18 protein-coding genes are annotated in these 24,363 nt (G+C 56.0%); 8 read left to right on the top strand and 10 right to left on the bottom strand.

The window, feature by feature from the left end; genetic code table 11:
- Nucleotides 1-64: 64 nt before the first annotated feature.
- The gene (locus tag DSL70_RS15785; RefSeq protein WP_119308922.1) at nt 65-532 is read right to left on the bottom strand and encodes an Lrp/AsnC family transcriptional regulator; all 468 of its coding nucleotides are present in this window, start codon (nt 530-532) and stop codon (nt 65-67) included.
- A gap of 152 nt (nt 533-684) precedes the next feature.
- Here DSL70_RS15785 and DSL70_RS15780 point away from each other — a divergent pair, with 152 nt between their 5' ends.
- The 4 genes from DSL70_RS15780 (at nt 685) to DSL70_RS15765 (ending at nt 4,951) form a co-directional block, all read left to right on the top strand.
- On the top strand, nt 685-1,716 hold the full coding sequence (locus tag DSL70_RS15780; RefSeq protein WP_119308921.1) for a 1-aminocyclopropane-1-carboxylate deaminase: 1,032 nt from the start codon (nt 685-687) through the stop codon (nt 1,714-1,716).
- Between the two features lie 219 nt (nt 1,717-1,935).
- Complete coding sequence (locus DSL70_RS15775) at nt 1,936-2,706, top strand: DUF2161 domain-containing phosphodiesterase (protein ID WP_119308920.1); 771 nt, start codon at nt 1,936-1,938, stop codon at nt 2,704-2,706.
- 237 nt (nt 2,707-2,943) lie between these two features.
- The gene (locus DSL70_RS15770) at nt 2,944-3,384 is read left to right on the top strand and encodes a NifB/NifX family molybdenum-iron cluster-binding protein (RefSeq protein WP_119308919.1); all 441 of its coding nucleotides are present in this window, start codon (nt 2,944-2,946) and stop codon (nt 3,382-3,384) included.
- Between the two features lie 427 nt (nt 3,385-3,811).
- A complete protein-coding gene (locus tag DSL70_RS15765) occupies nt 3,812-4,951 on the top strand; it encodes a porin (RefSeq protein WP_162916776.1) in 1,140 nt (379 codons plus the stop codon).
- 228 nt (nt 4,952-5,179) lie between these two features.
- Here the strand turns inward: DSL70_RS15765 and DSL70_RS15760 are convergent, their stop codons facing one another.
- The 9 genes from DSL70_RS15760 to DSL70_RS15720 form a co-directional block, all read right to left on the bottom strand.
- A complete protein-coding gene (locus DSL70_RS15760) occupies nt 5,180-5,755 on the bottom strand; it encodes a TetR/AcrR family transcriptional regulator (RefSeq protein WP_162916774.1) in 576 nt (191 codons plus the stop codon).
- Between the two features lie 946 nt (nt 5,756-6,701).
- A complete protein-coding gene (locus DSL70_RS15755; RefSeq protein ID WP_425359364.1) occupies nt 6,702-8,330 on the bottom strand; it encodes an ABC transporter ATP-binding protein in 1,629 nt (542 codons plus the stop codon).
- 4 nt (nt 8,331-8,334) lie between these two features.
- On the bottom strand, nt 8,335-9,486 hold the full coding sequence (locus tag DSL70_RS15750; RefSeq protein ID WP_119308915.1) for an ABC transporter permease: 1,152 nt from the start codon (nt 9,484-9,486) through the stop codon (nt 8,335-8,337).
- 7 nt (nt 9,487-9,493) lie between these two features.
- A complete protein-coding gene (locus tag DSL70_RS15745; RefSeq protein ID WP_119308914.1) occupies nt 9,494-10,417 on the bottom strand; it encodes an ABC transporter permease in 924 nt (307 codons plus the stop codon).
- A 308-nt stretch (nt 10,418-10,725) separates the two neighbouring features.
- Nucleotides 10,726-12,309, bottom strand: a complete 1,584-nt coding sequence (locus DSL70_RS15740; protein WP_119308913.1) for a peptide ABC transporter substrate-binding protein — start codon at nt 12,307-12,309, stop codon at nt 10,726-10,728.
- Between the two features lie 445 nt (nt 12,310-12,754).
- On the bottom strand, nt 12,755-13,912 hold the full coding sequence (gene uxuA / locus DSL70_RS15735; protein ID WP_119308912.1) for a mannonate dehydratase: 1,158 nt from the start codon (nt 13,910-13,912) through the stop codon (nt 12,755-12,757).
- 116 nt (nt 13,913-14,028) lie between these two features.
- Entirely contained in the window at nt 14,029-14,784 is a 756-nt protein-coding gene (locus tag DSL70_RS15730) for an FCD domain-containing protein (protein WP_119308911.1), read from the bottom strand.
- A 134-nt stretch (nt 14,785-14,918) separates the two neighbouring features.
- Nucleotides 14,919-16,733, bottom strand: coding sequence for a glycoside hydrolase family 2 protein (locus DSL70_RS15725; RefSeq protein WP_119308910.1), 1,815 nt, complete (start codon nt 16,731-16,733; stop codon nt 14,919-14,921).
- A gap of 154 nt (nt 16,734-16,887) precedes the next feature.
- Nucleotides 16,888-17,868, bottom strand: a complete 981-nt coding sequence (locus DSL70_RS15720; protein WP_119308909.1) for a TRAP transporter substrate-binding protein — start codon at nt 17,866-17,868, stop codon at nt 16,888-16,890.
- 561 nt (nt 17,869-18,429) lie between these two features.
- On the opposite strand from DSL70_RS15720, the gene DSL70_RS15715 reads away from it, so the two are divergent.
- The 4 genes from DSL70_RS15715 (at nt 18,430) to DSL70_RS15700 (ending at nt 24,302) form a co-directional block, all read left to right on the top strand.
- Nucleotides 18,430-18,957 (top strand): TRAP transporter small permease, encoded by a 528-nt coding sequence (locus DSL70_RS15715; protein WP_119308908.1) that lies wholly within the window; start codon nt 18,430-18,432, stop codon nt 18,955-18,957.
- A 27-nt stretch (nt 18,958-18,984) separates the two neighbouring features.
- On the top strand, nt 18,985-20,295 hold the full coding sequence (locus DSL70_RS15710) for a TRAP transporter large permease (RefSeq protein WP_119308907.1): 1,311 nt from the start codon (nt 18,985-18,987) through the stop codon (nt 20,293-20,295).
- Between the two features lie 139 nt (nt 20,296-20,434).
- Nucleotides 20,435-22,819 (top strand): glycoside hydrolase family 31 protein, encoded by a 2,385-nt coding sequence (locus DSL70_RS15705; RefSeq protein ID WP_119308906.1) that lies wholly within the window; start codon nt 20,435-20,437, stop codon nt 22,817-22,819.
- A gap of 13 nt (nt 22,820-22,832) precedes the next feature.
- A complete protein-coding gene (locus tag DSL70_RS15700) occupies nt 22,833-24,302 on the top strand; it encodes a mannitol dehydrogenase family protein (protein WP_119308905.1) in 1,470 nt (489 codons plus the stop codon).
- Nucleotides 24,303-24,363: the final 61 nt, after the last annotated feature.

The following is a 24,363-nucleotide window of genomic DNA, read 5'->3' as shown; positions in this document are numbered from 1 at the left end:
AAGCGTCCGGCTCTCCTTTTGTGGCTCTTGAGAAGGATCGGATGCTCTCCAACCGGGCCGCTGTCTAGAAAGGCAGCGGCTCGTTGTTTTTAACCTCCTTCATGACAAAGAAGGTCCGCGTCTGCCGAACTCCGGGCAATGCGATGAGCTGCTCACCATGCAGGGTGTTGAAGTCACTCATGTCCTTCACCCGTATGGTCAGCAGATAGTCATAGTCTCCTGCCACCAGATTGCAGTTGAGGACAACAGGCATCGAGAGGATGGCCTCCTCGAAGGCGCGGAAGCTCTCCGGCGTCGAGTGATCAAGCACCACACCGACCATGACCAGCGCCCCGAGGCCAACCGGCTTGGGGTTGATGTCTGCATGCACCCCCAGAATATAGCCTTCCTCGAACAGTCGCTGCGTCCGGCGATGGCATGTCGCGGCGCTGACATTGACCTTCTGGGCAAGGTCGGCATTGCTGAGCCGTCCGTCTTTTTGCAAGTGGCGCAATATGTTCCTGTCGATGCGATCGAGACCGGATTCACTCATATGAAAGAATCTTCCATAAATCCATTGACTACTGATTATTCCTTTAAATCTTTATCCAATTCATATCGTAAATACAAATATTTTAGGCAATCTTTCGAAGCACCTTTCATGAAAGTTTTGCTAGTCTTGGAATTACTAAAAACAATCTCCAGATCAAGCGAGGCCTTCCAGTGCTCGAGAAATTTGAACGATATCCCCTCACCTTCGGCCCGACGCCGATCGAAAAGCTCCCTCGCCTGTCGGAGGCACTCGGCGGCAAGGTCGAGATCTATGCCAAGCGCGAAGACTGCAACTCCGGCCTCGCGATGGGCGGTAACAAGCTGCGCAAGCTCGAATATATCATTCCCGACGCCATCGCTTCCGGCGCTGACACTCTGGTCTCCATCGGCGGCGTCCAGTCCAACCATACCCGCATGGTCGCAGCAGCGGCCGCCAAGATCGGCATGAAATGCGTTGTGGTGCAGGAAAAATGGGTGCCCCACTATGATGCGGTCTACGATCGCGTCGGCAACATTCTGATGACGCGCCTGATGGGTGCCGACAGCCGACTGGTTGACGATGGCTTCGACATCGGCATTCGCCAGAGCTGGGAAAATGCCATTCAGTCGGTCAAGGATGCAGGCGGCGTGCCCTATGCCATTCCGGCTGGCGCATCGGTGCATAAATATGGTGCTCTGGGCTACATCGGCTTTGCCGAGGAAGTGGCACAGCAGGAAGAAGAGCTGGGCTTCAAGTTCGACTATATCGTCGTTTGTGTCGTGACTGGCTCTACGCAGGGCGGCATGATTGTCGGCTTTGCCGCTCAGGACCGCGCCGACCGGGTGATCGGCATCGACGCATCAGCGACCCCTGAGCAGACCCGCGCTCAGGTGCGCTCCATCGTCGACGATACCGCCGAGCTTGTCGAGCTTGGCCGCAAGGTGCGCGAAGACGAGATCGTCATTCTGGAAGACTATGCCTATCCGGCCTATGGCGTACCGTCTGAAGAAACCAACGACGCCATCCGCCTTGCTGCCCGCACCGAGGCGATGATGACCGATCCGGTGTATGAAGGCAAAAGCATGCAGGGTCTGATCGACCTGACCAAGAAGGGCTTCTTCCCTGAAGGCTCCAAGGTGCTCTATGCCCATCTGGGCGGCGCTCCGGCGCTCAACGGTTACAGCTACTATTACAAGGACGGCTAAGGTTCTGGTGCCAACCCGTCCGGGGTCCGCTCTTTTCAGTCCCCCCCAATGTCTGAAGAGCGGACCCTCTTCCCATTCTTGTCCCTCTCTGTTTGTCCTTTCTCTTTTATCCTTCCTCAAGGCAAATCCGCTAGCCTCACTCCAGTCAGGACGCGATGATTCGGCGACAGGCCGCAACGCGTGTTTGCCTGAGTCGAATTCTCAAGGAAGGACATCAGCATGGCCACCGCTGCCATTCGCGAAACCGATCTATACCTGCCGATCAAGCGCTATCTGGAAGAGCAGGGATATGACGTCAAGGGCGAGGTGGGCGCGGTCGATATCATGGCTGCGCGTGAGAATGACGATCCGCTGATCGTCGAGCTGAAAGTCGGCTTCTCGCTGACCCTGTTCCATCAGGCCATCACGCGACAGAGCGTGACAGACGCGGTCTATATCGCCGTCCCCCACAGTTCCAGCCGCCCTTTCCAGAAGTCCCTCAAGAACAATATCGCCCTGTGCCGACGGCTCGGGCTCGGATTGATCACCGTCCGCCTCAAGGATGATTTCGTCACGCCCCATCTTGACCCTGCTCCTTACGTCGCCCGCAAGATGAAACCCCGCAAGAGCCGACTGTTGCGGGAGTTTGCCCGCCGGGTGGGCGACCCGAATGCCGGCGGCTCCTCCCGACACAAGGGGCTGGTGACCGCCTATCGACAGGATGCCCTCAGGTGTCTTCAACATCTGGCCACATCAGGTCCGACCAAGGCGGCGCTGATCGCCCGCGCCACGGGCGTCGAGAACGCCAGACGCATCATGTCCGATGATCATTATGGCTGGTTCGAGCGGGTCACCACCGGCATCTATCAGATTACCCCGAAAGGCACGGCGGCCCTTGACGACTATGCCGACGATCTGGCGCGACTGGCTAAGCCCCCTGTTGCCGAGGCTCAGGACAACGCCACAGAGGACGATGGCACCTCGGGGCCTCGCCAAACGGGCAGCGCATAACAGTGCCATCGGGCAATGACATCCTTGATAGTTGGTGCAAGCTTGCTTATTGCTTGAGCTATTGTTGTGTAGCACCGGACAGGTGCGTCTTCTTCCGGACCGGGGATCAAGAGCAGCGGTAGCGATTGCAACAGGGCCCACAACAAGGCCTTGCGGCAATGGCTTCATTCATTTTCAAGTCTGGCCGGGCGGCAGCCTGATGCCAGAAGACCAGCATCACGAGATTTGGAGCGTGACATGAAAATTGCTGTATCCTCCCAGAATTTCCGCACGGTAACCAACCACGCAGGCAAAGCCCGACGCTTCCTCGTCTATACGGTGGGCGAAGACCTTCAGCCGGTGGAAACCAATCGACTCGACATGCCTAAGGAAATGAGCATGCATGAGTTTGGCAACAGCAGCGAAACCCATCCGCTCGATGCGGTAGACGTCGTGCTCTCCGCTTCCTTTGGCGCGGGGTTTGCCCGCCGCATGCAGGCGCGCGGCGTGATTGCCAGCATCACCGACAAGACCGAACCGCTGGATGCGGTCAGGGACTTCATGATGAACGGCCAGAAGCTGCCCCAGCTTTGCGAGTGCAATCATGATCACGGGCATGATCACGGGCATGATCACGGGCATAGCCACGACCATGGGCACGATCATGGCCATGGTGGCGGGTGCGGCTGCGGCCACTGATCACCCGTCTCACCTTGAACTTCCTGCCCCGAATAGTGTGCAGGAATTGTCAGATTATTGAGATCAAACACACCAGAGGGCTCGAGCAGGTCTCTGGTGTTTGTTTTTTTGCTTAAACCAAGCAACTGGCGACCCAGGCAACAGGCGTTTCACGACTCTCTGCAAAGCCTTTACCCCTTCCCCCGAAGCAAGCAAATTCGTGCTGTTTTTATCGGTGTCGCAAGATGCCCACACGCGTTAAAGCTCTTTTTGCCCTTTCTCATCACTCCAAAAGTGGCTGAAATGCGGGACCCCCCGACCCCTTTGTGTTTTTTTTGCAACATCAAATTTGAATTGACAAATGGACTCTGAAAGTATGTTTGCGATTTACAATTTAACGAGTATTGTCTCTTTGTCGCAAGCTTATACAAATACTAGGGTCAGAATTATGAACATCAAGAGCCTCATCCTCGGTTCTGCAGCAGCTCTCGTAGCTGGCGGTGCCGCTCAGGCAGCCGATCTGCCGGTAGCAGAACCTGTAGATTACGTAAAAGTTTGCGACGCATACGGCGCTGGCTATTTCTTCATCCCAGGCACCGATACCTGCCTGAAGATCAGCGGTTATGCTCGTACTGAAGCAACCTTCAACGAAGGCGACCGCGCTACCCAGAAATTCGACCTCTGGGCTCGTGGCCAGGTTAACTTCGAAGCTAAAGAAGAAACCGAATTTGGAACCCTGTCTTCCCACGTTCGCTTTGAAGGCGACGTTGGCAAGGGCGAAGATGGCAACATCGACCTGAAGCGTGCATACATGACCCTCGGCGGTTTCTATGCTGGTTACCTGACCACTGCAGGCATTGTTGACTACGCTGGCGACATGTACGGCGGCGACTATGACCTCGGCGATACCGAAGCTGGCCAGATCGGCTACAACATGGCTCTGGGCAATGGCGTAACCGCCACCCTCGGCATCGCAAACAACAAGCACCTCGGCGACGTGAACGGTATCCTTCCTGGCAACGGCTTTGCTGGCCAGACCCTGCCTACCCTGGTTGCTCGCTTGAAAGTTGACCAGGCTTGGGGTTCTGTGTCTGTTGGCGGTCTGGTTTCCCAGGCTCGTTATGACTCTGCAATCTACGACAACGAAGTTGCCTATTCCGTAGCAGCTGGTGGTCTCTTCAACCTCGACATGCTGTCTGAAGGCTCCAACCTTGCCCTGAACGGTTTCTACACCAAAGGCGCAATGGCATGGAACGGCGTTGGCAACAGCACCTACATGTCCGACGCTTCCATGGACGGCACCGACTACGAGCTCAACGAACTGTATGGTGTATCCGCAAGCTTGAAATACGCTTTTGCTGACAACCTGTGGGCAATCGTTGCTGGTGGCTATGGCGAATATGACGACAAAGGCACGACCGACTACGACTATGACTTCTACACCGTATCTGGTGAAGTTGGCTACAAGCCGGTTAAAAACCTGAAGATCATCGCTGGTATCCAGTACACCGACCGCGACTTCGACTATGCAACCTCTGCAGACACCGAAGTATGGGAAGGCAAACTGCGTCTGCAGCGCGACTTCTAAGAACAGTTTCCAACTGTTTGAGATACAGATCCCGGGAGCTCATGCTTCCGGGATTTTTCGTTCTGGAAGCGGCAGCCCCGGAAACGCGGATAACATCGACGAACAGAAGATACAGAAAAGGCCGAACCCTGCGGTCCAGCCTTCAAGCTTTGACAATCTTGGCACAGCCGCCCCTGAAATCCTCACCAGATCATGTCTGCGGCCCCCACGTCGGACCATTGCCGTTCATCATGCAGCTTCGCCGGGCGAGGCCAACGCCAGAACGGACGCCGTCAGCGTATCCAGAAGCTTGCGCAATTCTTCAAGCGAAGAGGCCTTGCCACATTTCATTTCGCGGCAGGTCATGATGATAAAGTCCGCCATATGTGCCGGACATTGACCGGACGCGCCGATATATTTGGTGTAGGGAACAAGGAGCTCGGCCAGAAACTGGCGATGCTCCTGCTTCAACTTGGTGATGGCCGGATGATTGTTCATCGACTCATCTGCCCAGAGCGTTCTGGCTTCCGGATGCTTCTGCAGAAACAGAAACGGGCCAATGACAAGATGCTCGAAATAGATCTGCAACTGATCGCGCAGAGACGAGCAATGGGTAATATCTTCACGAACCTTTGTCAGGTGCTTCTTGAAAACATAGTAAGACGTTTCCGCATAAAGATCCTCCTTGTTGGCAAACACGGCATAAACAGTCTGCCTGGACAAACCGGCCTGTTTTGCAACGTCTGTCATGGAGGTACGGTTATATCCGTAGCGAGAAATCAGTTCTTCAGCAGCCTGTATAACTTTTTCTTTTGTATCTACCATTCGCTTGCGACACATCCTGCGACGGGAATGTGCTTCCTCTGTTTGCAATAAAAGGCGTTGTCACTCTTCGATCAATTTTTGTTGATCGCGATGACGTTTTTTTCTGGAATAACACTAAACGAAAAGCGGATTTCTGTAAATTTCTTTCACCTGAAAGATTGACAGTTGCTGTAATTTTGTCTATTTTGATCTTACAAAGTCGGTGAGTTAGTAATGTCTTTTTAGTCAGATCGATTGGTGTTGAATAGGGCGAAGCCCAAGGCATCAGTTCAGATCAGAAAAGCGGAGCACTCATCGGAAAGCACAAATAAAAATACGTGCCGCATCAAATGATACGTCACCAAGTATTTGAAATTGTGTGGGAAAATGAATTCTATGTGTGATGTGCTGAAACTGCGAATTTCAGACACATCACATCAAAGAGATACCGCTCTAATACCGCGTCAACGGATTGGATCGGTTACAGTCTGTCCATCGAACTGCTTGCGACACATGATGGACGCTGCCGTCACGGGGCGAGTTGGATTACCTGTCTAAGCTTTACTGCTTGCGACACCTGACAGGTAGTGCTTGCTCCGTGACGGAATTTATATCATTGGTTTTTCCGGTTGAAAAGAGGCGTGACAGTCTTTCAATCGATGTAACTGTGTAAATTAGTCGTATCCACCTCAAATCTGTTCCTTATGGCTGTGTTTTCCACAGTGCGAAGCGCTGAAATCGAGACTTTAAGATTGATTCGCCGAGTTACTGTTTCCTGTTGCCGACTCGCTTCTTCCTTTCGCCCCCCTTTCCCCATCCGCAGCCGCGTAGCAAACCTCCTCTAACTGCATCATTCAGACCTATCAAACGGCGAAGAGAATGCCCGGGCTCCCTTCCTCAGCCTCAAGAAAAAAGGGCGTCTGATTTAACGCCCTTTTTCCAGTATCTTGATCGGAGAGGAAAACGATCAGGCCGAGATCGGCTCCAGATCAAACGCTGCCGCCATCAGCTGCTTGGTATAAAGCTCCCGAGGCGCATCGAAAATCTGCTCCGTCAGCCCTTCCTCGACAATCACCCCCTGCTTCATCACCATGACGTAATCCGACATGGCACGAACCACAGAAAGGTCATGCGAGATGAAGAGATAGGACAGATTGTTCTTCTCCTGCAAATCGCGCAGCAACTCGACGATCTGCTTCTGCACCGACCGGTCAAGGGCCGATGTTGGCTCATCCAGCACCACGATGCGCGGTTTGAGCACCATGGCGCGGGCAATTGCGATACGCTGGCGCTGACCACCCGAGAATTCATGCGGATAGCGGTTGCGCATGGACGGGTCAAGTTGCACTTCCTCCAGAGCCTCAATGGCCCGCAGGTCGCGCTCCCTTGCCGACAGTTCCGGATGATGGACAAGCAACCCCTCGGTGATGATCTGGCCGACCATCATGCGCGGGGAAAGCGAGCCGAACGGATCCTGAAATACCAACTGCAGGCGTTTTCTGTGTTCCCGCATGGCTTCCTTGGAAATATGGCTCATATCCTCGCCATCAAGCATCACTTCGCCGCTGACATTGGTCAGTCGCAACAGGGCGCGACCGAGAGTGGACTTGCCTGATCCGGATTCCCCAACAATGCCAATGGTCTGGCCCTGATGCAGGCGGAGATCGACATTGTTGACGGCGCGCAACTCGTGCTTCTGGGTACCAAAGGCGCCTGAAGTGATGTTGAAGGTCACGTTGACGCCCTTACCCTCAAGCAGGATGGGAGCATCGGCAGCGGGAGCGGGCTTCCGGCCCTCCGGCTCGGCCGACAACAGCATTTGCGTATATTCATGCTGCGGGTTGTCGAAGATGGTCTTGGTATTGCCTTCCTCGACCACTTCACCGGTCTTCATGACATAGACGCGGTCGGCAAAGCGTCGCACGATGTTGAGATCGTGGGTGATGAAGAGAATGGCCATACCCAGTTTCTTTTGCAGTTCGGCGAGCAGCTGCAGAATCTGGGCCTGAATGGTCACATCAAGGGCCGTCGTCGGCTCGTCGGCGATCAGCAGGTCCGGGTTGTTGGCCAAAGCCATGGCGATCATGACGCGCTGGCGCTGGCCGCCGGACATTTCATGCGGATAGGACTTGAGCCGGTTTTTCGGATCCGGAATGCCAACCAGTTCAAGAAGCTCCAGTGCCCGCGCCATTGCGCGCTTGCGATCCATTTTCTGGTGCACCTGCAACGGTTCGCAGATCTGGCGGCCGATCGTGTAGAGCGGGTCGAGCGAGGTCATCGGCTCCTGGAAGATCATCGTCATCTTCGAACCGCGGTAGCTGTTGAGCTTGCGCCGGGAGAGACCCAGGATCTCCTGGCCTTCATATCGGACCGAACCCGTCGCCCAGCCATTGTCGGCCAGAAGGCCCATTGCGGACATCATCACCTGGCTCTTGCCAGAGCCGGATTCGCCCACCACGGCAACGGTTTCGCCCTTTTCGATATGCATGTGGATGCCGCGCACCGCATGAATATCCTTGTCGGAGTTGGTGCTGAAATGCACGTTGAGATCATTGATGTCGAGCAGAGGTGTTCTGGTATCTGTCATGGTTCCCATCCTCCTATCGATCTTTCGGGTCCAGCGCATCGCGCAGGCCGTCACCAATGAAGTTCAGAGCAAAAAGGGTGGCTGTGAGGAAGATGGACGGGAAGATCAGCATCCAGCTCGCCCCCTGCAGGTTGCGGGCGCCTTCCGAAATCAGCACGCCCCAGGAGGTCATCGGTTCCTGAACGCCCAGCCCGAGGAAGGACAGGAAGCTTTCAAGCAGAATGACCTTGGGCACCAGAAGAGTGACGAAGATCACCACCGGTCCCAGCGTGTTGGGAATGATGTGACGCTTGAGGATCCCCCCTGCCCCGACGCCCATAGCCTCGGCGGCCAGCACATATTCCTGCCGCTTGATCGACAGGGTCTGGCCACGCACAATGCGAGCCATGTCGAGCCACTCGACGGCTCCGACGGCGATGAACATCAGGATGAAGTTTCGCCCGAAGAAGACCACCAGCAGGATGACGAAGAAGATGAAGGGCAGCGAATAGAGCACGTCGACAACACGCATCATGATGAGGTCGACCCGGCCGCCGAAATAGCCAGACAGTGAGCCGTAGGTGACGCCGATGAGCAGGGCCACGCCGGAGGCCAGAAGCCCGATAATCAGCGAGATGCGCCCGGCAATCAGGGTGCGGGTCAAGAGGTCGCGGCCATTGGCGTCAGTGCCGAAATAGAAATGCATCCGATCAATCTTGGCGGTAACGGTGGCGCTTTTCCCATCTTCGGAAAAGTCCGAGAAGGCCGCATCCTTGAACAGGTCGGAGCGATCGAAATAGCGCACGGCCTTTTCGTTGATTTCCCGCTTGGAACTGACCTTGACGACCACCTGCTTTTCAGCAATCTCGACAGAGTCTGCCGTAAAGCGCGCCTGTTTCAACACCTTTTCCAGCGCGGGGGCGATTTCGTCATCGCGCGGGTAGGCCGTAAGGGAACTTGGCACCTTTACATAATTTCGATAGACGGTGTCATACTGGTGACCGGTCAACATAGGCCCGAAGAAGCAGGCCATGGCGATAAGGAAGAGCACGACAAAGGAAGCCATTGCCGCGCGGTTTGCCTTGAGGCGTGCCCATGCGTCATCCCAAAGCGACCGGCCAATCTGCGCCTGAACAATCTTCTCGGCGGCCTGTCCGGCTTGCGTTTTCATAGTTTTGTCAGTCATTGTTTCCTCAATCGTACCGCACGCGTGGATCAAGCAGGGCATAGAGCAGGTCGACGATCAGGTTGAAAACCATGATGAACACCGCAATGACGATCACCGTTCCCATCACCAGAGGATAGTCGCGGTTGAGCGCCCCTTGCACGAAATAGCGGCCAATGCCGGGAATGCCGAAGACGGTTTCGATGACGACCGAGCCAGTCAGCAGGGCAGCAGCCGCAGGGCCGGCATAGGAAACCACCGGCAGCAGCGCGCCACGCAGGGCATGCACCACGACAATCATCCAGCCGGGCAGGCCATTGGCACGGGCCGTTCGGATATGATGGGAGCGCAGAGCCTCGATCATGGCGCCACGGGTGAGGCGCGCAACAACGGCCACCTGCGGCAGCCCGAGCGTGATGATCGGCAGGATCTTGTTGGCCCAGGCGCCATTGTTCCAGCTGCCAACCGGCAGCCAGCCCAGCATCACCCCGAACAACAGCGTCAGGATGGGGGCCACCACGAAGTTCGGGATGGTAATGCCCATCGTCGCAACGGTCATGACAGCGTAATCCGGCACTTCATTCTGCTTGAGAGCAGCCCAGACGCCGAGCATACCGCCGACGAGAATGGCCATCAGCAGCGCATAGCCGCCAATTTCGATGGAAATCGGCAAGCCGTTACCGAACATTTCGGCCACGGTGAAATCGCGAAAGAAGAAACTGGGGCCAAGATTGCCGTGCAGCACGTTGTTCATATAGATGAGATACTGCTGCCAGAGCGGCTCATTGAGGTTGTAGATCTTGTTGAGGTTTTCCATCACCTTGGGATCGAGCGGACGCTCAAGATCGAAGGGCCCACCGGGCGCCACACGGATGAGGAAAAAGGAAAGCGTGACAATGATGAACAATGTCGGGATAGCGGTTAGCAAACGCTTGAACACATATCGCAGCATAATGCGTCCTTCTGAGTGAAGTCTTCCGCGCTCATTCGCCTGATAAACGCAAGGCAAATACGCAGTTTGTCTGAAACCTGGCCAAGCCTCTCTATCGGCAACGGCACTATGGTACCGGCCAAAGAAGCGCAGAAGGCGGCTCGAATTGCAAAAGCCCCTATCAGGTTCACATCGTCTTTTTTCTTAATAAAGCTTTAACGCTTCTTTATTGGCAATTCCAACAACCAGACCGCAAAAGGAAATCCTTTTCACGGCGAACGGTCACAAAAGGGCTGCAATGCGCAGCCCTTTTGCGATTCGTGAACGGATCAGTCCTTGGACATCCAGCGAGACGGATGAACGTTCAGCAGGTTGTCTTCCCAGCCATGCAGCTTGTCGGAGACAAGGCTGAGGGAGCTGTAGTACAGCAGCGGGACATAAGGCAGGTTTTCCATGAAGATTTTCTCTGCCTTGAAGAGGATCGTGGCACGTTTGTCGAGGTCAACGGTCTTGGCTGCCTCATCCATCAGCGTATCATACTCGGCATTCTTCCACTGAGCATAGTTGAAGCCGGAATCGGATTCGACAAGCATCAGGAAGTTCTGCGGATCCGAATAGTCACCGATCCAACCCGCACGGGCAAAATCGAACGGAGCATGCTCACGCAGGTTTGCATAGTGGGTCTTGGTGTCGGTGTTCAGCAGAGTGGTCTTCACACCGATCTGCTTCCACATGTCGGCAATGGCGACAGCGGTGTTCTTGTGGTTTTCCGAGGTGTTGTAACGGATTTCCACTTCCAGAGGCTTGGCTTCGCTATAACCGGCTTCTTCAAGCAGTTTCTTGGCTGCGTCTTCGCGGTCGAGCTGGTCCATGTCCTTGTAGTCGGCATAGGCTGGTTCGCCGTAGTTGGCGATTCCAGGAGGAACCAGAGAATAACCAGCCAGCATGGTGCCACCCCAGATATCGTCAGCGAGGAATTCGCGGTCGATAGCCATGGACAGAGCCCGACGGACCTTCGGATCAGCCAGTTTTTCTTCGGTGGTATTCACGGCATAGTAGTAGGTGCCAAGATATGGAGCCACGCGGAACTGGTCACCCAGATTTTCACGCATGAAATCAACCTGTTCGACCGGAGCGTCGTTGTTGGAATCAAGCTCTCCGGCCTGGAAGCGACGCAGGGCAGCGCCACGGTCCTCGGTCGGATAATACATGACCGTGTCAATCTTCACGTCGGCAGCATCATGGAACATCGGGTTCTTGACGAGCTTGATGTGGCTGTTCGGAACGAACTCAGCCAACGTGAAAGCACCGTTGGAAACCATGTTGCCGGGCTTGGAGAAATCCTCGCCGAGTTTTTCCACGCTGGCCGGATGCACAGGAAGACCGGACTGGTGGCACAGCTGACCGAGGAAATACGGGGTCGGAGAATTGAGAGTGATTTCCAGCGTCTTGTCGTCGATCGCCTTCACACCGAGTTCTTCCTTGGGCAGTTCACCCTTGTTGACCTTCTCGGCATTCATGATCGGATACATGATCGTGGAATACTGGGCAGCTGTTGCAGGATCTTCAATGCGGCGCAGGGAATAAACAAAATCACCAGCGACAACAGGATCGCCATTGGACCATTTGGCATCGTCGCGCAGGGTGAAGGTGTAGACCAGACCATCCGGGGAGACGTCCCAGGCTTTTGCAACGCCAGCAACACATTTGCCATCTGCGCTGTAGGCCATCAGGCCTTCATACAGGTCGCGCAGGATATGACCTTCATAGACAGTTTGCGTCTTGTGCTGATCGAGCGTTTCCGGATCAGCCGCGTTGCCGCGGTTATAGACGACTTCAGCTGTCGCAGAGGTGGCTACGAGCGGAAGCGCGCAGACCCCAGCCAGCAAAAGGGCTGCAATAGAATTTTTCATGTGCGAAAATATCTCCCTGTTGTTCCCAAAAGGCTTATTCCGTTTATCGACTGTAGCTAATTCAATTAGTCCTACAATCGCAAGCAAAATGAGGAAGGCCTTCTATTTCTGTTCAAAAAGCGAACAATTTATTGTCTTTTATATCTAACTGACGAGCAGGCAGCTTCCTGCTCATGATGGTGGCTGCCGCCCTCGCGTAACCTCCGCCATTCCTCCCCGGTTCATCCGATGGACCGTGCAAAGGCAGGACTGAACGGACAAACGGACACACCGGACCGTCGGCGGCGACAAAACCTCGGTCTACCCTACAGCATTCATGAATGGTTTGACAAAAGGATATTCGGAACACAATGGCGCAGGCTCAAGGCAGCTGCAGGTGTCCTCAAAATGCGAACGCGCATCCCCCGGGCTGGTTTGCTTTCCAGAGGATGCGCGCTGCAGATGATCAGTCGATCTTGCCGCCGATGGCGACCATGACGCCGCGCAGTTCTGCGAGGCCTCTCAGGCGGCCAATTGCCGGATAGCCGGGGTTGGACCGGCGGGTCAGATCGTCAAGGATCTGGTGGCCGTGGTCGGGGCGGAACGGAACGGACTTGCCAACCTTGTCTTCCACAGCCTTGAAGTGACGGATCACTTCAACCATGTCGACGTCACCGGCCAGATGGTCGGCTTCGTAGAAGCTCTTGCCATCGCGCTTGGTCGAGCGCAGGTGGAAGAAATAGATGTAATCAGCGAACTCGTCGATCATCGCAGCCAGATCATTGTCGCCGCGTACGCCGTAGGAGCCGGTGCACAGGGTGAAGCCGTTGGCCGGGCTCCGGTTGATGGCCCGGAGAGCGCGCATGTCCTCGATGGTGGAGACGATGCGCGGCAGACCGAAGAGTGGACGGGGAGGATCATCCGGATGGATGGCCATGACCGCACCAACTTCGTCGGCAATCGGCAGAACGGTGTTGAGGAACTCGGCCAGATGCTCACGCAGCTGTTCGGCGCTGATGTCCTTGTAGAGGTTGAGCTGGGCGCGGAACTGCTCGATGGTGTAGCTTTCTTCCGAGCCGGGCAGACCAGCAATCATGTTGCGAACGAGCAGAGCCTTGTCGTCTTCGCTCATGGCGTCAAAGCAGGCCTTGGCCGATGCCTTTTCCTCGTCGGTATATTCGTCCTGAGCGGCAGGGCGCTCCAGAATATAGAGATCGAAAGCGGCAAAGCGATCGGCATCGAAGCGGAGGCAGCGAGCGCCGCTCGGCAGTTCCCATGCCAGATCGGTACGGGTCCAGTCCAGAACCGGCATGAAGTTGTAACAGACGTTGTTGACGCCTTCGAGAGCCAGATTGCGCAGGGATTCACCCCAGTTGGCAATCAGCTTCTTGTAGTCGCCACGCTGCAGCTTGATGTCTTCGTGCAACGGAATCGATTCAACAACAGACCAGACCAGTCCCTTGTCTTCGATCATTTTCTTGCGCTCGGCAATCGCCTCGCGGCTCCATACGGTGCCGTTTGGAATGTCATGCAGGGCAGTGACGATCCCGGTGGCCCCAGCCTGACGAATGTCGTCAAGGGATACCGGATCATTGGGTCCGAACCAGCGCCAGGTCTGTTTCATTTTTTGCCTCTTATTTCCAGTTTGTCTTCACTCTCCGGGCGGGGGTCATGTCCCGCAGAGAGCATGGTTCTCGTTATTCCCCGGCTCCGCCGCTTTTTCGTGGCGGGACCAGGCGGTCACTTGCTCAGCTTGACGACCTTGGGAGTCTTGAAAAGATCACCATCGAATTTGGGATCTTCCACGTCCGAAAGCACGAGCAGGGTATTGCGTACATTCTCCAGATGGTTCCACATGGCGTCCCTCGCCTTGCCGGGATCCTTGCGATTGAGCGCCGTCAGAATCTGCTGGTGGTCATCCAGCCACTGCTGACGATAGCTCTCGTCGAAAATCCGGGCATGCAGACCGTCCCAGATCTGGTTGCCTTTCCGCAGGCGCCACATGTCGCTGACCATGTCGATCAGCACGCCATTCTGAGTCGCTTCCGCGATCAGGCGGTGAAACCACTCGTCGCCATCGTAGTCGGCCTTGCCGCTCTCGATAGCCTGAATTTCCATGTCCAGAGCTTCCTGCATGCGCTGGATGTCGTTCTTGGTCACCATGGTCGCGGCAAAGGCTGCGATGTTGCTCTCCAGCAACTGCCGGGCCTGAAGCAGTTCGAAGGGGCCGATGTCGGAGCGCGCAATGGCACTCTTCTCGGACTGGTTCGGCAGCCGCTCGATATAGGTGCCAGAGCCCTTGCGAACGGAAACGAGGCCTTCGATTTCAAGCATGATGATGGCTTCGCGCACCACAGAGCGAGACACATCAAAATCCTCGGCAATCTGCCGTTCGGTTCGCAGTCGCGTTCCCACCGGAAGGTGCTGGTCGATCATTTCCTTTTTCAGCGCTTCAGCAACTTCCTGATAGCGTCTTTTTCCTGCTTCCGTGATCATAACTGGCCCTCGCTCAAAGCCATGTCAGGGATGATGCGCGATGCATCCAAGCGATCCCTGTTTCTTGCTGCTTGCCGTCTCTTGCAGGGAGCGCCTGCCACCATTGGCCCGCCTGTCCCGATCCGGTCCTTGCCCTATTGCTCGCCTTCCTCGCGTTTCTCGGCATAGAATGCCGAAAGCTTGTGAAAGGCTTCCTTTTTCGTTGCCTTGTCGCCGGCGATAAGGCCCTTCTTGTTGCGCCCCTGCTGGAAGATGTTCTGGCGCCGCTCCACCCGGAAATCATAAAGAATCCAAGGGGAAATGCCTTTTACATAGTCCAGCGCACGCAAGGTCGCGATCTGCTTCTCATAGACCTCGGTCTGATAGGCCTCACTGAAAAGGCCTCTGGCCGGACCCGTGGCGCTGATGTCGGCGTCGGCTCCCGTTTCGGAAATGACGACCGGCTTGTCCGGAGAGGAATTCACTCCGATTTCAACGAGATCCTCGAAGTTTTCTTCATACCAGCCGTAATATTCATTGATTCCGATCACGTCGATGAAATTCGACAGACGATCTTCGATCTTTTTCTTGGCGTGGTTGATAAGACAGGCCGCAGACGTCAAACGTGTAGGATCATACTGCTTGGCCGTCTCTGCCAGTCGGCGCATGAAGTCGAGCCGGGCATCGGTATCCGGATTCTCGTTGCCGACAGACCAGATGATGACACTGGCGCGGTTGCGGTCGCGCTTGATCAGCTCGATCAGCTGGTTTTGCGCGTCGCGGAAGGTTGCCGGATTTTCAAAATCGATCGCCCAGTAGACCGGAATTTCTTCCCAAAGCAGGAAGCCCAGTTCGTCAGCTATCCGCGCAGCTTTTTCGTGATGCGGATAGTGGGCAAGGCGCAGGAAGTTGCAGTTGAGATCACGGGCATGGCCAAAGCGGCGGCGCAGGTCTTCCTCGGTCGTCACCTTGCCCTTTTCCATGTCGTCTTCATGGACGGAAATCCCTCTCAGAAACAGAGGCTTTCCATTGAGGAACAGACCGGCTCCGATCTGCTCAATCTGGCGAAAGCCAACCCGGTCGCGCACTTCATCCTCGCCGAGGCGAGCAATAACATCATAAAGGCGCGGATTGGAGGGGGACCACAGGTCCGGGCTGACTTTGATCTCGGCTGACGCCAGGCCATCTTGGGAGGACGCGATGACTGTATTGATGCCGAGATCCGGGATCTGGATTTCAATCTGAGCACCCAGTGCATCAGGACCGTCCAGCGTCGCATCAATGGCGATGGCGCTATAGGTCCCATCCGGCACCAGTCTCACAAAGAGATCACGAATGACTGTTTTGGGGGTCGTGTAAAGCTCGACCTCGCGGTAGACACCGCCATAGTTGAACCAGTCGGTGTTGCGCATCGGCACCCGATCTGTCGTGCGGGTGTTGTTGACGCAGAGCATCAGCCAGTTCCGGCCTTCGCGGAGCTTGCCTGTCAGCTCGACGCAGAAGGGCGTGGAGCCGCCATAATGGTTGCCAAGAAATTCGCCGTTGAGAAAGACCTTGCAGTCATACTGCGCAGCGCCGATCCGCAGGAACTTGCGTTCGTCAGCCTTGAGGGCCTCCACATCGAGAGGACGGGTGTACCAGGCGCTGCCTTCAAAGAAATACCATTTTTCCTTCAGCATCTGCCAGTTGGACGGAATGACGACCTGTTCGCCCATATAGGGGTCATAATCATAAGGTTCGATGCGCTCTTCCGGATCGGCCGGCGTCATCTCAAACCATTTCTGCCTGAGGCCCGTATCGAGCAGATCCACACAGAAGTTCCAGGCACCATCAAGATTTTCTGCCGTGCGACCGCCAACAAACAGCAGCGTTTCATGATTGAGATTCTGCAGATTGTAAGGGGCATCATAAGCTTCGTCATGAAGACACTGCAAGGCGTTTTCCGCCAATTCAGAGCGCTCGAGAACCATCGGGATATCCTGTCGATTTTGGATCCTGCCTATTTCTGACATGCCCAGGCAGGTCGGGAAAACATGGCGGATTTGGCCCGCCATGCCTCAAGTCGTGTTCCCTCGGCGGACCAGCGCCCACCCCGGAACCATGCTACTGATCTTCAGCCAGTTGTTATTTGACAGCCTTGATGCGTTCGATCAGGTCAGCCAGACGAGCAGACTTGGCAGTCAACTCTTCATGCATCGGCATGACAGCCTCGATGAACGGAGCCTTGTCGACCTGAACAAATTCAACGCCCAGCTCAGACTTGGCTTTTTCGATTTCCGTGGTCACGATTTCGTTCCACAGCTGACGATGGTAGTCCATGGATTCATGGGCAGCCTGCTTGATGGCTTTCTGCTGATCTTCGGACAGGGCATCCCATTTCTTGGTCGACATCACCAGAACGGACGGGATCATGGTGTGTTCATCCAAAGAGAAGAACTTGGACACTTCACCGTGACGAGCCGTGGTCATGGCAGTCGGGTTGTTTTCTGCACCGTCGACAACACCCTGTTTCAGAGCGCTGTACAGCTCACCCCAGGTGATCGGGGTCGGGTTGCCGCCAAGCAGCTCAACCATGCGGATGGCCGAAGGTGACGGCTGCACGCGGATCTTCATGCCTTTCAGGTCAGCCGGTGTATTGATCGGCTTGTTGGCATAGAAGGAGCGAGCGCCTTCATAATAGTAGGTCAGACCGATGAAGCCCTTGTCCTTGGAAGACATCAGGATGTCATCGCCGATTTCGCCACCGAGGGATTTGAAGAAGTGGTCTTCGGAGGTGAACAGATAAGGCAGGTTCAGCGCGCTGTAGGATTCCTCGAACGCTTCAAGCTCGGAAGCGTTGGATTTTGCCATGGCAAGGGTGCCATTCTGAACCAGTTCCATGGACTCGCGCTGAGTGCCTAGCTGGGCGTTGGCGTAAACACGAATCTTCACATCACCATTGGTCAGTTCCTTAACGCGATCCGCGAAGAACTCCATGGATTTGTGAACAGGATGATCTTCCGGGTTGTTGTGGCTGATTTTCAAAGTCAGAGCACTTGCTGCAGTTGCAGACAGTGCGAAAGCCGCGCCGACAACAGCACTGATAATGGAAAGCTTACGAGTCATTTTTCCCTCCCGATTGATGTCTCAGTCGGATTGTTTGCCTTGGCACCTCCCCATGCAGGACGGAAGCGCCGTTTCCCCAACCGCAGGACATTTGCAATCCGAAACAGATCCAGATTGCGATCACCACGACTGGCCTAACCAATCATCTTTTTGGTTGACCAAACAATTCTCTATTTTGAAATTTTTGTCAATCAATTTTTATTTTGGTTGACCAATTTTGTTTTTTGCGCGATGTGTATAGCCAACAGAGATGCCGAATGGCACACCGTGTCTGTTTCGATTTTGCAGCCCGCGAACCAAAATGAGCACTAAAAACATGAAAACAAAGTGCTATTTTGGCAGCATTCGCAAAAACAGACCGATTGCAGCTGGTCAGCATCCCTCGCATTCGAGTGGCGGCAACGACTGAAGGAAAGTTGTTATCCAATTTGTCGCTGAACCACTTGCTGCCATATCGGGATTAGGCTGTTGATAAATTGGCCAACCAATTTCTCCCGACAGGCAGCGCTTCGCACCCGGATCCTGTCCGGGTTTAGAGTAAACAGCTATTGGAGTGCAGCCATGAAACAAGCTGTTCGCCTGGTAAACGCGGTTCTGGGAACCCTGACCGTCCTGGTCTTTACCATCCTTGTCGTCTGTGTTGTCTGGCAGGTGGTCTCACGTTTCATTCTTGGAACACCGAGCACCACCACCGACGAGATCGCCCGCTTCCTGTTCATGTGGGTCGCCTTCGTGGGGGCCGCTTACACATTGGGTCTCAAGCGCCATCTGGCAATCGACATCGTCACGCTGATCATCGACGGACCGGCGGTCCGCTACATTCGCGTCCTCGTCCTCCTGATCGTTGCCGCCTTTGCCGGTGTGGTCATGCTGTACGGCGGTCTCGAGTTGATGTTCAAGACGCTCGAATCCGGCCAGATGACCCCAGCCCTTCGCCTGCCAATGGGATATGTCTATGGTGCCATCCCCTTTTCGGGAGCCATGATGCTTTTCTATTGTGCAGCACTGATCGTTGAACTGTTCGATCCGGAAAGCGAAGCCGAAAATGCAGAGGCTTCAACTCCGGCAGCACCGGCCGACCAAGACTAACAGGACCGAAGAGAGAGTATCCAAACCATGGAATGGCAAGCAACTATCACGCTGTTTACGATCTTCATCGTCCTGATGGCATTCAGCGTTCCAATTTCCTTCGCAATCGGCATCGCAACCATGTTCACCTTCATGGTGATCAACATGTCGTTCGATCAGGCGATCTTCATCGTCGCCCAGCAGATGGCATCCGGCCTCGACAGCTTCACGCTGCTGGCGATCCCCTTCTTCATTCTGGCAGGCAACATCATGAACCGTGGCGGTATCGCCATGCGCCTCATCGAGTTTGCCAAGATCCTCGGCGGCCGTCTGCCGGGCTCGCTGGCCCACTGCAACGTGCTGGCCAACATGATGTTCGGCGCCATTTCCGGCTCTGCCGTGGCTTCCGCTGCCGCGGTTGGTGGTGTGATGTCGCCGCTACAGAAGAAAGAGGGCTATGATCCGGCCTATTCCGCAGCCGTCAACATCGCCTCCTGCCCTACCGGCCTTCTGATCCCGCCGTCGACCACCTTCATCGTCTACTCGCTCATCACCGGCGGCACCTCGATTGCAGCTCTGTTCGTCGCCGGTTACCTGCCGGGCATCCTGATGGGCCTGGGTCTTATGGTCGTTGCCGGCATCATCGCCAAGAGACGTGGCTATGGCGTTGCCGAACGGCCGACCCGCTCGGAAATGTGCCAGAAGACCAAGGCAGCCATCCTGCCACTGGGCCTTATCATCATCATCATGGGCGGCATCATCGGCGGCATTTTCACCGCGACCGAAGCCTCTGCCGTAGCGGTTGTCTACACCCTGTTCCTGGCACTCGTCTGGTATCGTGAAATCACGGTTCGCGACCTGCCGAGGATCATTCTGGAATCTGCGGTTACCACATCCATCGTGCTGCTGATGATCGGCTGCTCGATCGGCATGTCCAAGGCCATGGCCTTCTCGGACATTCCTTTCTACATCTCCGATGCCCTGCTTTCGATCTCCGATAATCCGTATGTCATCCTTCTGGTCATGAACATTGCCCTGCTGATCATCGGCACCTTCATGGACATGACCCCGGCGCTCCTCATCTTCACCCCGATCTTTCTGCCAGTGGTTCAGGATCTGGGCATGGATCCGGTGCATTTCGGTGTCATGATGACCTTCAACCTCTGCATTGGCATCTGCACGCCACCGGTTGGTTCAGCCCTGTTCATCGGCTGCTCCGTCGGCAAGGTGGCCATCTCCAAGGTGCTCAAGCCAATGCTGCCATTCTATGGCGTACTGGTCGTGCTGCTGCTCGCCGTCACCTACATTCCAGAGATCTCTCTGGTTCTGCCCCGCTTCTTCCTGGGCTACGGTGGCTAAGACCTCCGACGATCCGGGGTGGCGAAGGGCTTCCCTCGCCGCCCCTCCGAATGCCGAGAGACAAGAGCCAAAAACCAATTCAACCATATGAGCTTGTCAGCCGGACCGGCAGGATTTTGCTCAAGCTTGGGAGACCCTCATGTATCAGCTGAAAAAATGGACCCTCAAGAGCCAGACGGCCACAGGTGTCATTCTGGAAGTGGAAGGGCGACACAGTCTCCAGATCGATATTCTGGAAGACCGCATGGCGCGCGTTCAGCTTCTCAAGGACGGCAGCTATCGCCTTGATCGCAGCTGGACGGTTGCTCCAAATGGAAATGCCCCGCTGGAAGGCCGCAATCGCGCCTCGCTGGAAGGCTTTTCCTGCCCCTCCTTCACCACTGACCTGTCGAATGAGACCGTTACGCTTGCCACCGATCTGCTGAAGGTCACCGTGCGCAAGCCGCTTGGCCTTGTCTGGTTCGGCCGCGCCAGCACCAGCGACGACTGGCAGCAGATCGCCGAAGACCGCCCGACCGGCGCCTACATGCTGGGCCGCAAGGATCATGCCCACAGCCACTTCCTGCGCCGCGCCAAGACGGACAAATTCTACGGCCTTGGCGAGAAGTCGGGAGAGCTGGAACGCTCCGGCCGCCGCTTCGAAATGCGCAATCTGGATGCCATGGGCTACAACGCCAGCTCCACCGATCCGCTCTACAAGCATGTGCCGTTCACCATCACGCGGCTTGAAAGCGGCCTGTCCTATTCGCTGTTCTACGACAACCTCGCCCCTTGCTGGTTCGATCTGGGCAACGAGCTGGACAACTATCATCAGCCGTTCCGCTCCTACCGCGCCGAAGACGGGGATCTCGATTACTACTTCACGCTCGGCCCGACCATTCTGGACCTGAGCAAGGCGCACACGCAGCTGACGGGCGGCACCGCCTTTCTGCCACGCTGGTCGCTGGGCTATTCCGGCTCGACCATGTCCTACACCGACGCACCGAACGCGCAGGAACAGCTGCACGGCTTTGTCCGCCTCATCCAGCAGCATGACATCCCGTGCGACAGCTTCCAGCTGTCATCCGGCTATACCTCCATCGGCCCGAAACGCTATGTGTTCAACTGGAACACCAAGAAGGTGCCTGATGCAAAGGGCATGGCCAAGGTGTTCGCCGATGCTGGTCTCGAGCTGATTGCCAACATCAAACCCTGCCTCTTGCAGGACCATCCTCGCTATGGCGAGGTTGATCATCTCGGGCTGTTCGTCAAGGACAGTGAAACCGGCTTGGCCGAACGCTCCGTCTTCTGGGACGATGAAGGCAGCCATCTGGACTTCACCAACCCGGACACCCAGAAATGGTGGCGCGACAATGTCAAGACCGCCCTTCTGGACTATGGCATCAACAGCACCTGGAACGACAACAACGAATATGAGATCTGGGACCGCCAGGCTCGCTGCGAAGGTTTCGGCGACCCGATCGAGATCGACCTCATCCGCCCGGTTCAGCCGTTGCTGATGACCCGCGCCTCGAATGATGCTCAGGTGGATTTCGCGCCGGAAAAACGCCCCTACCTGATCTCCCGTTCCGGTTGTCCGGGCATTCAGCGCTATGCCCAAACCTGGTCTGGTGACAACCGCACCAATTGGAACAGCCTCAAATACAACATCCGCATGGGCCTCGGCATGAGCCTTTCGGGCCTTTACAACGTCGGTCACGACGTCGGCGGCTTCTCGGGCGACCGTCCGGATCCGGAGCTGTTCGTGCGCTGGGTCCAGAACGGCATCTTCCATCCGCGCTTCACCATTCACAGCTGGAACGATGACCACACGGTCAACGAGCCGTGGATGTATCCGGAAGTGACAGCCCACATCCGCAACGCCATCAATCTGCGTTACACGCTGCTGCCGTATCTCTATACCCTGCTCCATGATGCCGTGGTCAAGGACGAGCCGATGATCCGCCCGACCTTCCTCGACCATGAACATGACGAGCGCTGCTACGAGCCGACCGATGACTTCTTCCTCGGCCGCGATCTGCTGGTGGCCAACGTGGTGGAAGAAGGAGCCAAGACGCGCACCATCTATCTGCCGGACAATGGCGTGGGTTATTATGACTTCTGGTCCGGGGAATATTTCCACGGCGGTCAGGAAGTCACCGTACCGGTGGCGCTGGGCTCCATTCCGCTGTTCGTCAAGGCAGGCACGGTGCTGACCCTGTCACCAGGTGTCAAGCGTTCCGGTGCCGTTGCCGGCCAGCGTCGCCAGATCGTCGTCTATCCGCTTCCCGGACAGGGCAGCTGCTCGTTCGAGGCTGAAGTGTATGAAGACGCTGTCGACAATGTGGACGCTCTTTCGGGCAACCATCGCCTGACCAAATTCACGGTCACGCAGACCGCAACCACCCTTGATATCGACTGGCACCATGACGGCCAGTTCGACCCGGCCCTTGAAGGCTGCAAGGTCAGTGTTGCGACCCGCGATGCCCGCCTGTTGACCGTGTGTGGTCAACACTATGAAACCGGCACTCTGTTGCCATTCTGATCTGGAGATTTTCATGACCATTTCCGATTTGCTCAACGCTCCGGGCAACCCGCAACTGCCCGACTATGACCGCAAGGGTCTGCGCCCACGCCTCATCCATCTGGGCTTTGGCGCTTTCGCCCGCGCCCACTGGATGAGCTACCATCAGGACTTCCTGCTGAAGCATCCGGCCAGTGACTGGGGTGTCGTCGTCAGCGACATCCTGTTCGGGGCCGACCGTTTCGGACAGCTGGAAGAGAATGACCATCTTTACAGCGTTCTGGAACACGGCGACGCTGGCTCGAACCTGCGCATCATCGGCTCCATCGTCAAGACCGCCCATCCCGAGCGCGGAGGCATGGACGCCTTCTTTGCACCGTTCCTCGAAAAGGACGTGGCCATTGTTTCCATGACCATCACGGAAAAGGGCTACTGCCTGGCTGGTGGCAAGCTGGACGAAAGCAACCCGGCGATCAAACACGACCTCGAACATCCGCACGCACCGAAATCGGCCATTGGCGCTCTGGTGGAAGCCCTGCGTCGTCGTCGTGATGCCGGTCTTGACGGGTTCACCATTCTCAGCCTCGACAACCTGCCATCCAATGGCAAGCTGTGCCAGTTGGCCGTGACCAGCTTTGTCGAGAAGCTCGACGCCGAGCTGGCAAAGTGGATCAAGGCGAACGTAACCTTCCCTTGCTCCATGGTCGACCGCATCGTTCCGGCCCTCACTGACGAGAGCCGCGCATTGATCAAGGAAACCCTTGGTGGCATGGAAGATCCGAACGGCATCGTCTGCGAACCGTTCCGTCAATGGGTGATCGAAGACAATTTCGTCAAGGGCCGCCCGGCCTGGGAAGAAGTCGGCGCACAGTTCGTGCCTGACGTCGAGCCTTTCGAGGAAATGAAACTGCGTACCCTCAACGGCGCCCATTCGTTCCTCGCCTACCTTGGTTATCTGGGCGGCTATGAAACCATCGACGCCTGCATGGGCGACGAGAGCTACAAGAAAGCCGCACACACCCTGATGGTCAAGGAACAGCAGCCGACGCTTCATGTTCCCGGTGATGTGGATCTGGATGCCTATGCCGACGCCCTGATCGCCCGCTTCTCCAACAGCCAGCTCAAGCACAAGACCGCGCAGATCGCCTCTGACGGCAGCCAGAAACTGCCACAGCGCATGCTGGCCTCCATCAGTTGGCACATCGATCATGGCTCCGACTGGTCGCTGCTGGCGCTCGGCGTTGCCGGATGGCTGCGCTTCATGACCGGTACCGACGAGAAGGGTCAGCCAACCCCGATCAACGACCCGCTGGCCAACCAGATTGCCCAGAAGGCGCTGCAGTTGCCAAACTGGGAAGCCTACATCAACGGTGTTCTGCAGATGGATGCCATCTTCCCGGCAAAGCTGGCCCAGAACCCGGCTTTCGTAACGCGCATCAAGGCAACCTATTCGACCCTCGCCCAGACCGGTGCGAAGGCGACTGTTGCCGCTGCGATCGCTTGATCTTTCAAGACAGATCGAACCGACACGTAAGCCTTCAGGTCTGCTGATCTGAAGGCTTGTT

Origin of the sequence: Cohaesibacter haloalkalitolerans (assembly GCF_003574655.1) — a bacterium.
Lineage (GTDB): Bacteria > Pseudomonadota > Alphaproteobacteria > Rhizobiales > Cohaesibacteraceae > Cohaesibacter > Cohaesibacter haloalkalitolerans.
Note: the sequence above shows the minus strand (reverse complement) of the source record. Positions and strands in the feature narration are given on the sequence as shown.

Coding starts and splice junctions, on each gene's coding strand:
- DSL70_RS15785 (WP_119308922.1), bottom strand. CDS start 532: ATGAGTGAATCCGGTCTCGATCGCATCGACAGGAACATATTGCGCCAC.
- DSL70_RS15775 (WP_119308920.1), top strand. CDS start 1,936: ATGGCCACCGCTGCCATTCGCGAAACCGATCTATACCTGCCGATCAAG.
- DSL70_RS15770 (WP_119308919.1), top strand. CDS start 2,944: ATGAAAATTGCTGTATCCTCCCAGAATTTCCGCACGGTAACCAACCAC.
- DSL70_RS15765 (WP_162916776.1), top strand. CDS start 3,812: ATGAACATCAAGAGCCTCATCCTCGGTTCTGCAGCAGCTCTCGTAGCT.
- DSL70_RS15760 (WP_162916774.1), bottom strand. CDS start 5,755: ATGGTAGATACAAAAGAAAAAGTTATACAGGCTGCTGAAGAACTGATT.
- DSL70_RS15755 (WP_425359364.1), bottom strand. CDS start 8,330: ATGGGAACCATGACAGATACCAGAACACCTCTGCTCGACATCAATGAT.
- DSL70_RS15750 (WP_119308915.1), bottom strand. CDS start 9,486: ATGACTGACAAAACTATGAAAACGCAAGCCGGACAGGCCGCCGAGAAG.
- DSL70_RS15745 (WP_119308914.1), bottom strand. CDS start 10,417: ATGCTGCGATATGTGTTCAAGCGTTTGCTAACCGCTATCCCGACATTG.
- DSL70_RS15740 (WP_119308913.1), bottom strand. CDS start 12,309: ATGAAAAATTCTATTGCAGCCCTTTTGCTGGCTGGGGTCTGCGCGCTT.
- uxuA (WP_119308912.1), bottom strand. CDS start 13,912: ATGAAACAGACCTGGCGCTGGTTCGGACCCAATGATCCGGTATCCCTT.
- DSL70_RS15730 (WP_119308911.1), bottom strand. CDS start 14,784: ATGATCACGGAAGCAGGAAAAAGACGCTATCAGGAAGTTGCTGAAGCG.
- DSL70_RS15725 (WP_119308910.1), bottom strand. CDS start 16,733: ATGGTTCTCGAGCGCTCTGAATTGGCGGAAAACGCCTTGCAGTGTCTT.
- DSL70_RS15720 (WP_119308909.1), bottom strand. CDS start 17,868: ATGACTCGTAAGCTTTCCATTATCAGTGCTGTTGTCGGCGCGGCTTTC.
- DSL70_RS15715 (WP_119308908.1), top strand. CDS start 18,430: ATGAAACAAGCTGTTCGCCTGGTAAACGCGGTTCTGGGAACCCTGACC.
- DSL70_RS15710 (WP_119308907.1), top strand. CDS start 18,985: ATGGAATGGCAAGCAACTATCACGCTGTTTACGATCTTCATCGTCCTG.
- DSL70_RS15705 (WP_119308906.1), top strand. CDS start 20,435: ATGTATCAGCTGAAAAAATGGACCCTCAAGAGCCAGACGGCCACAGGT.
- DSL70_RS15700 (WP_119308905.1), top strand. CDS start 22,833: ATGACCATTTCCGATTTGCTCAACGCTCCGGGCAACCCGCAACTGCCC.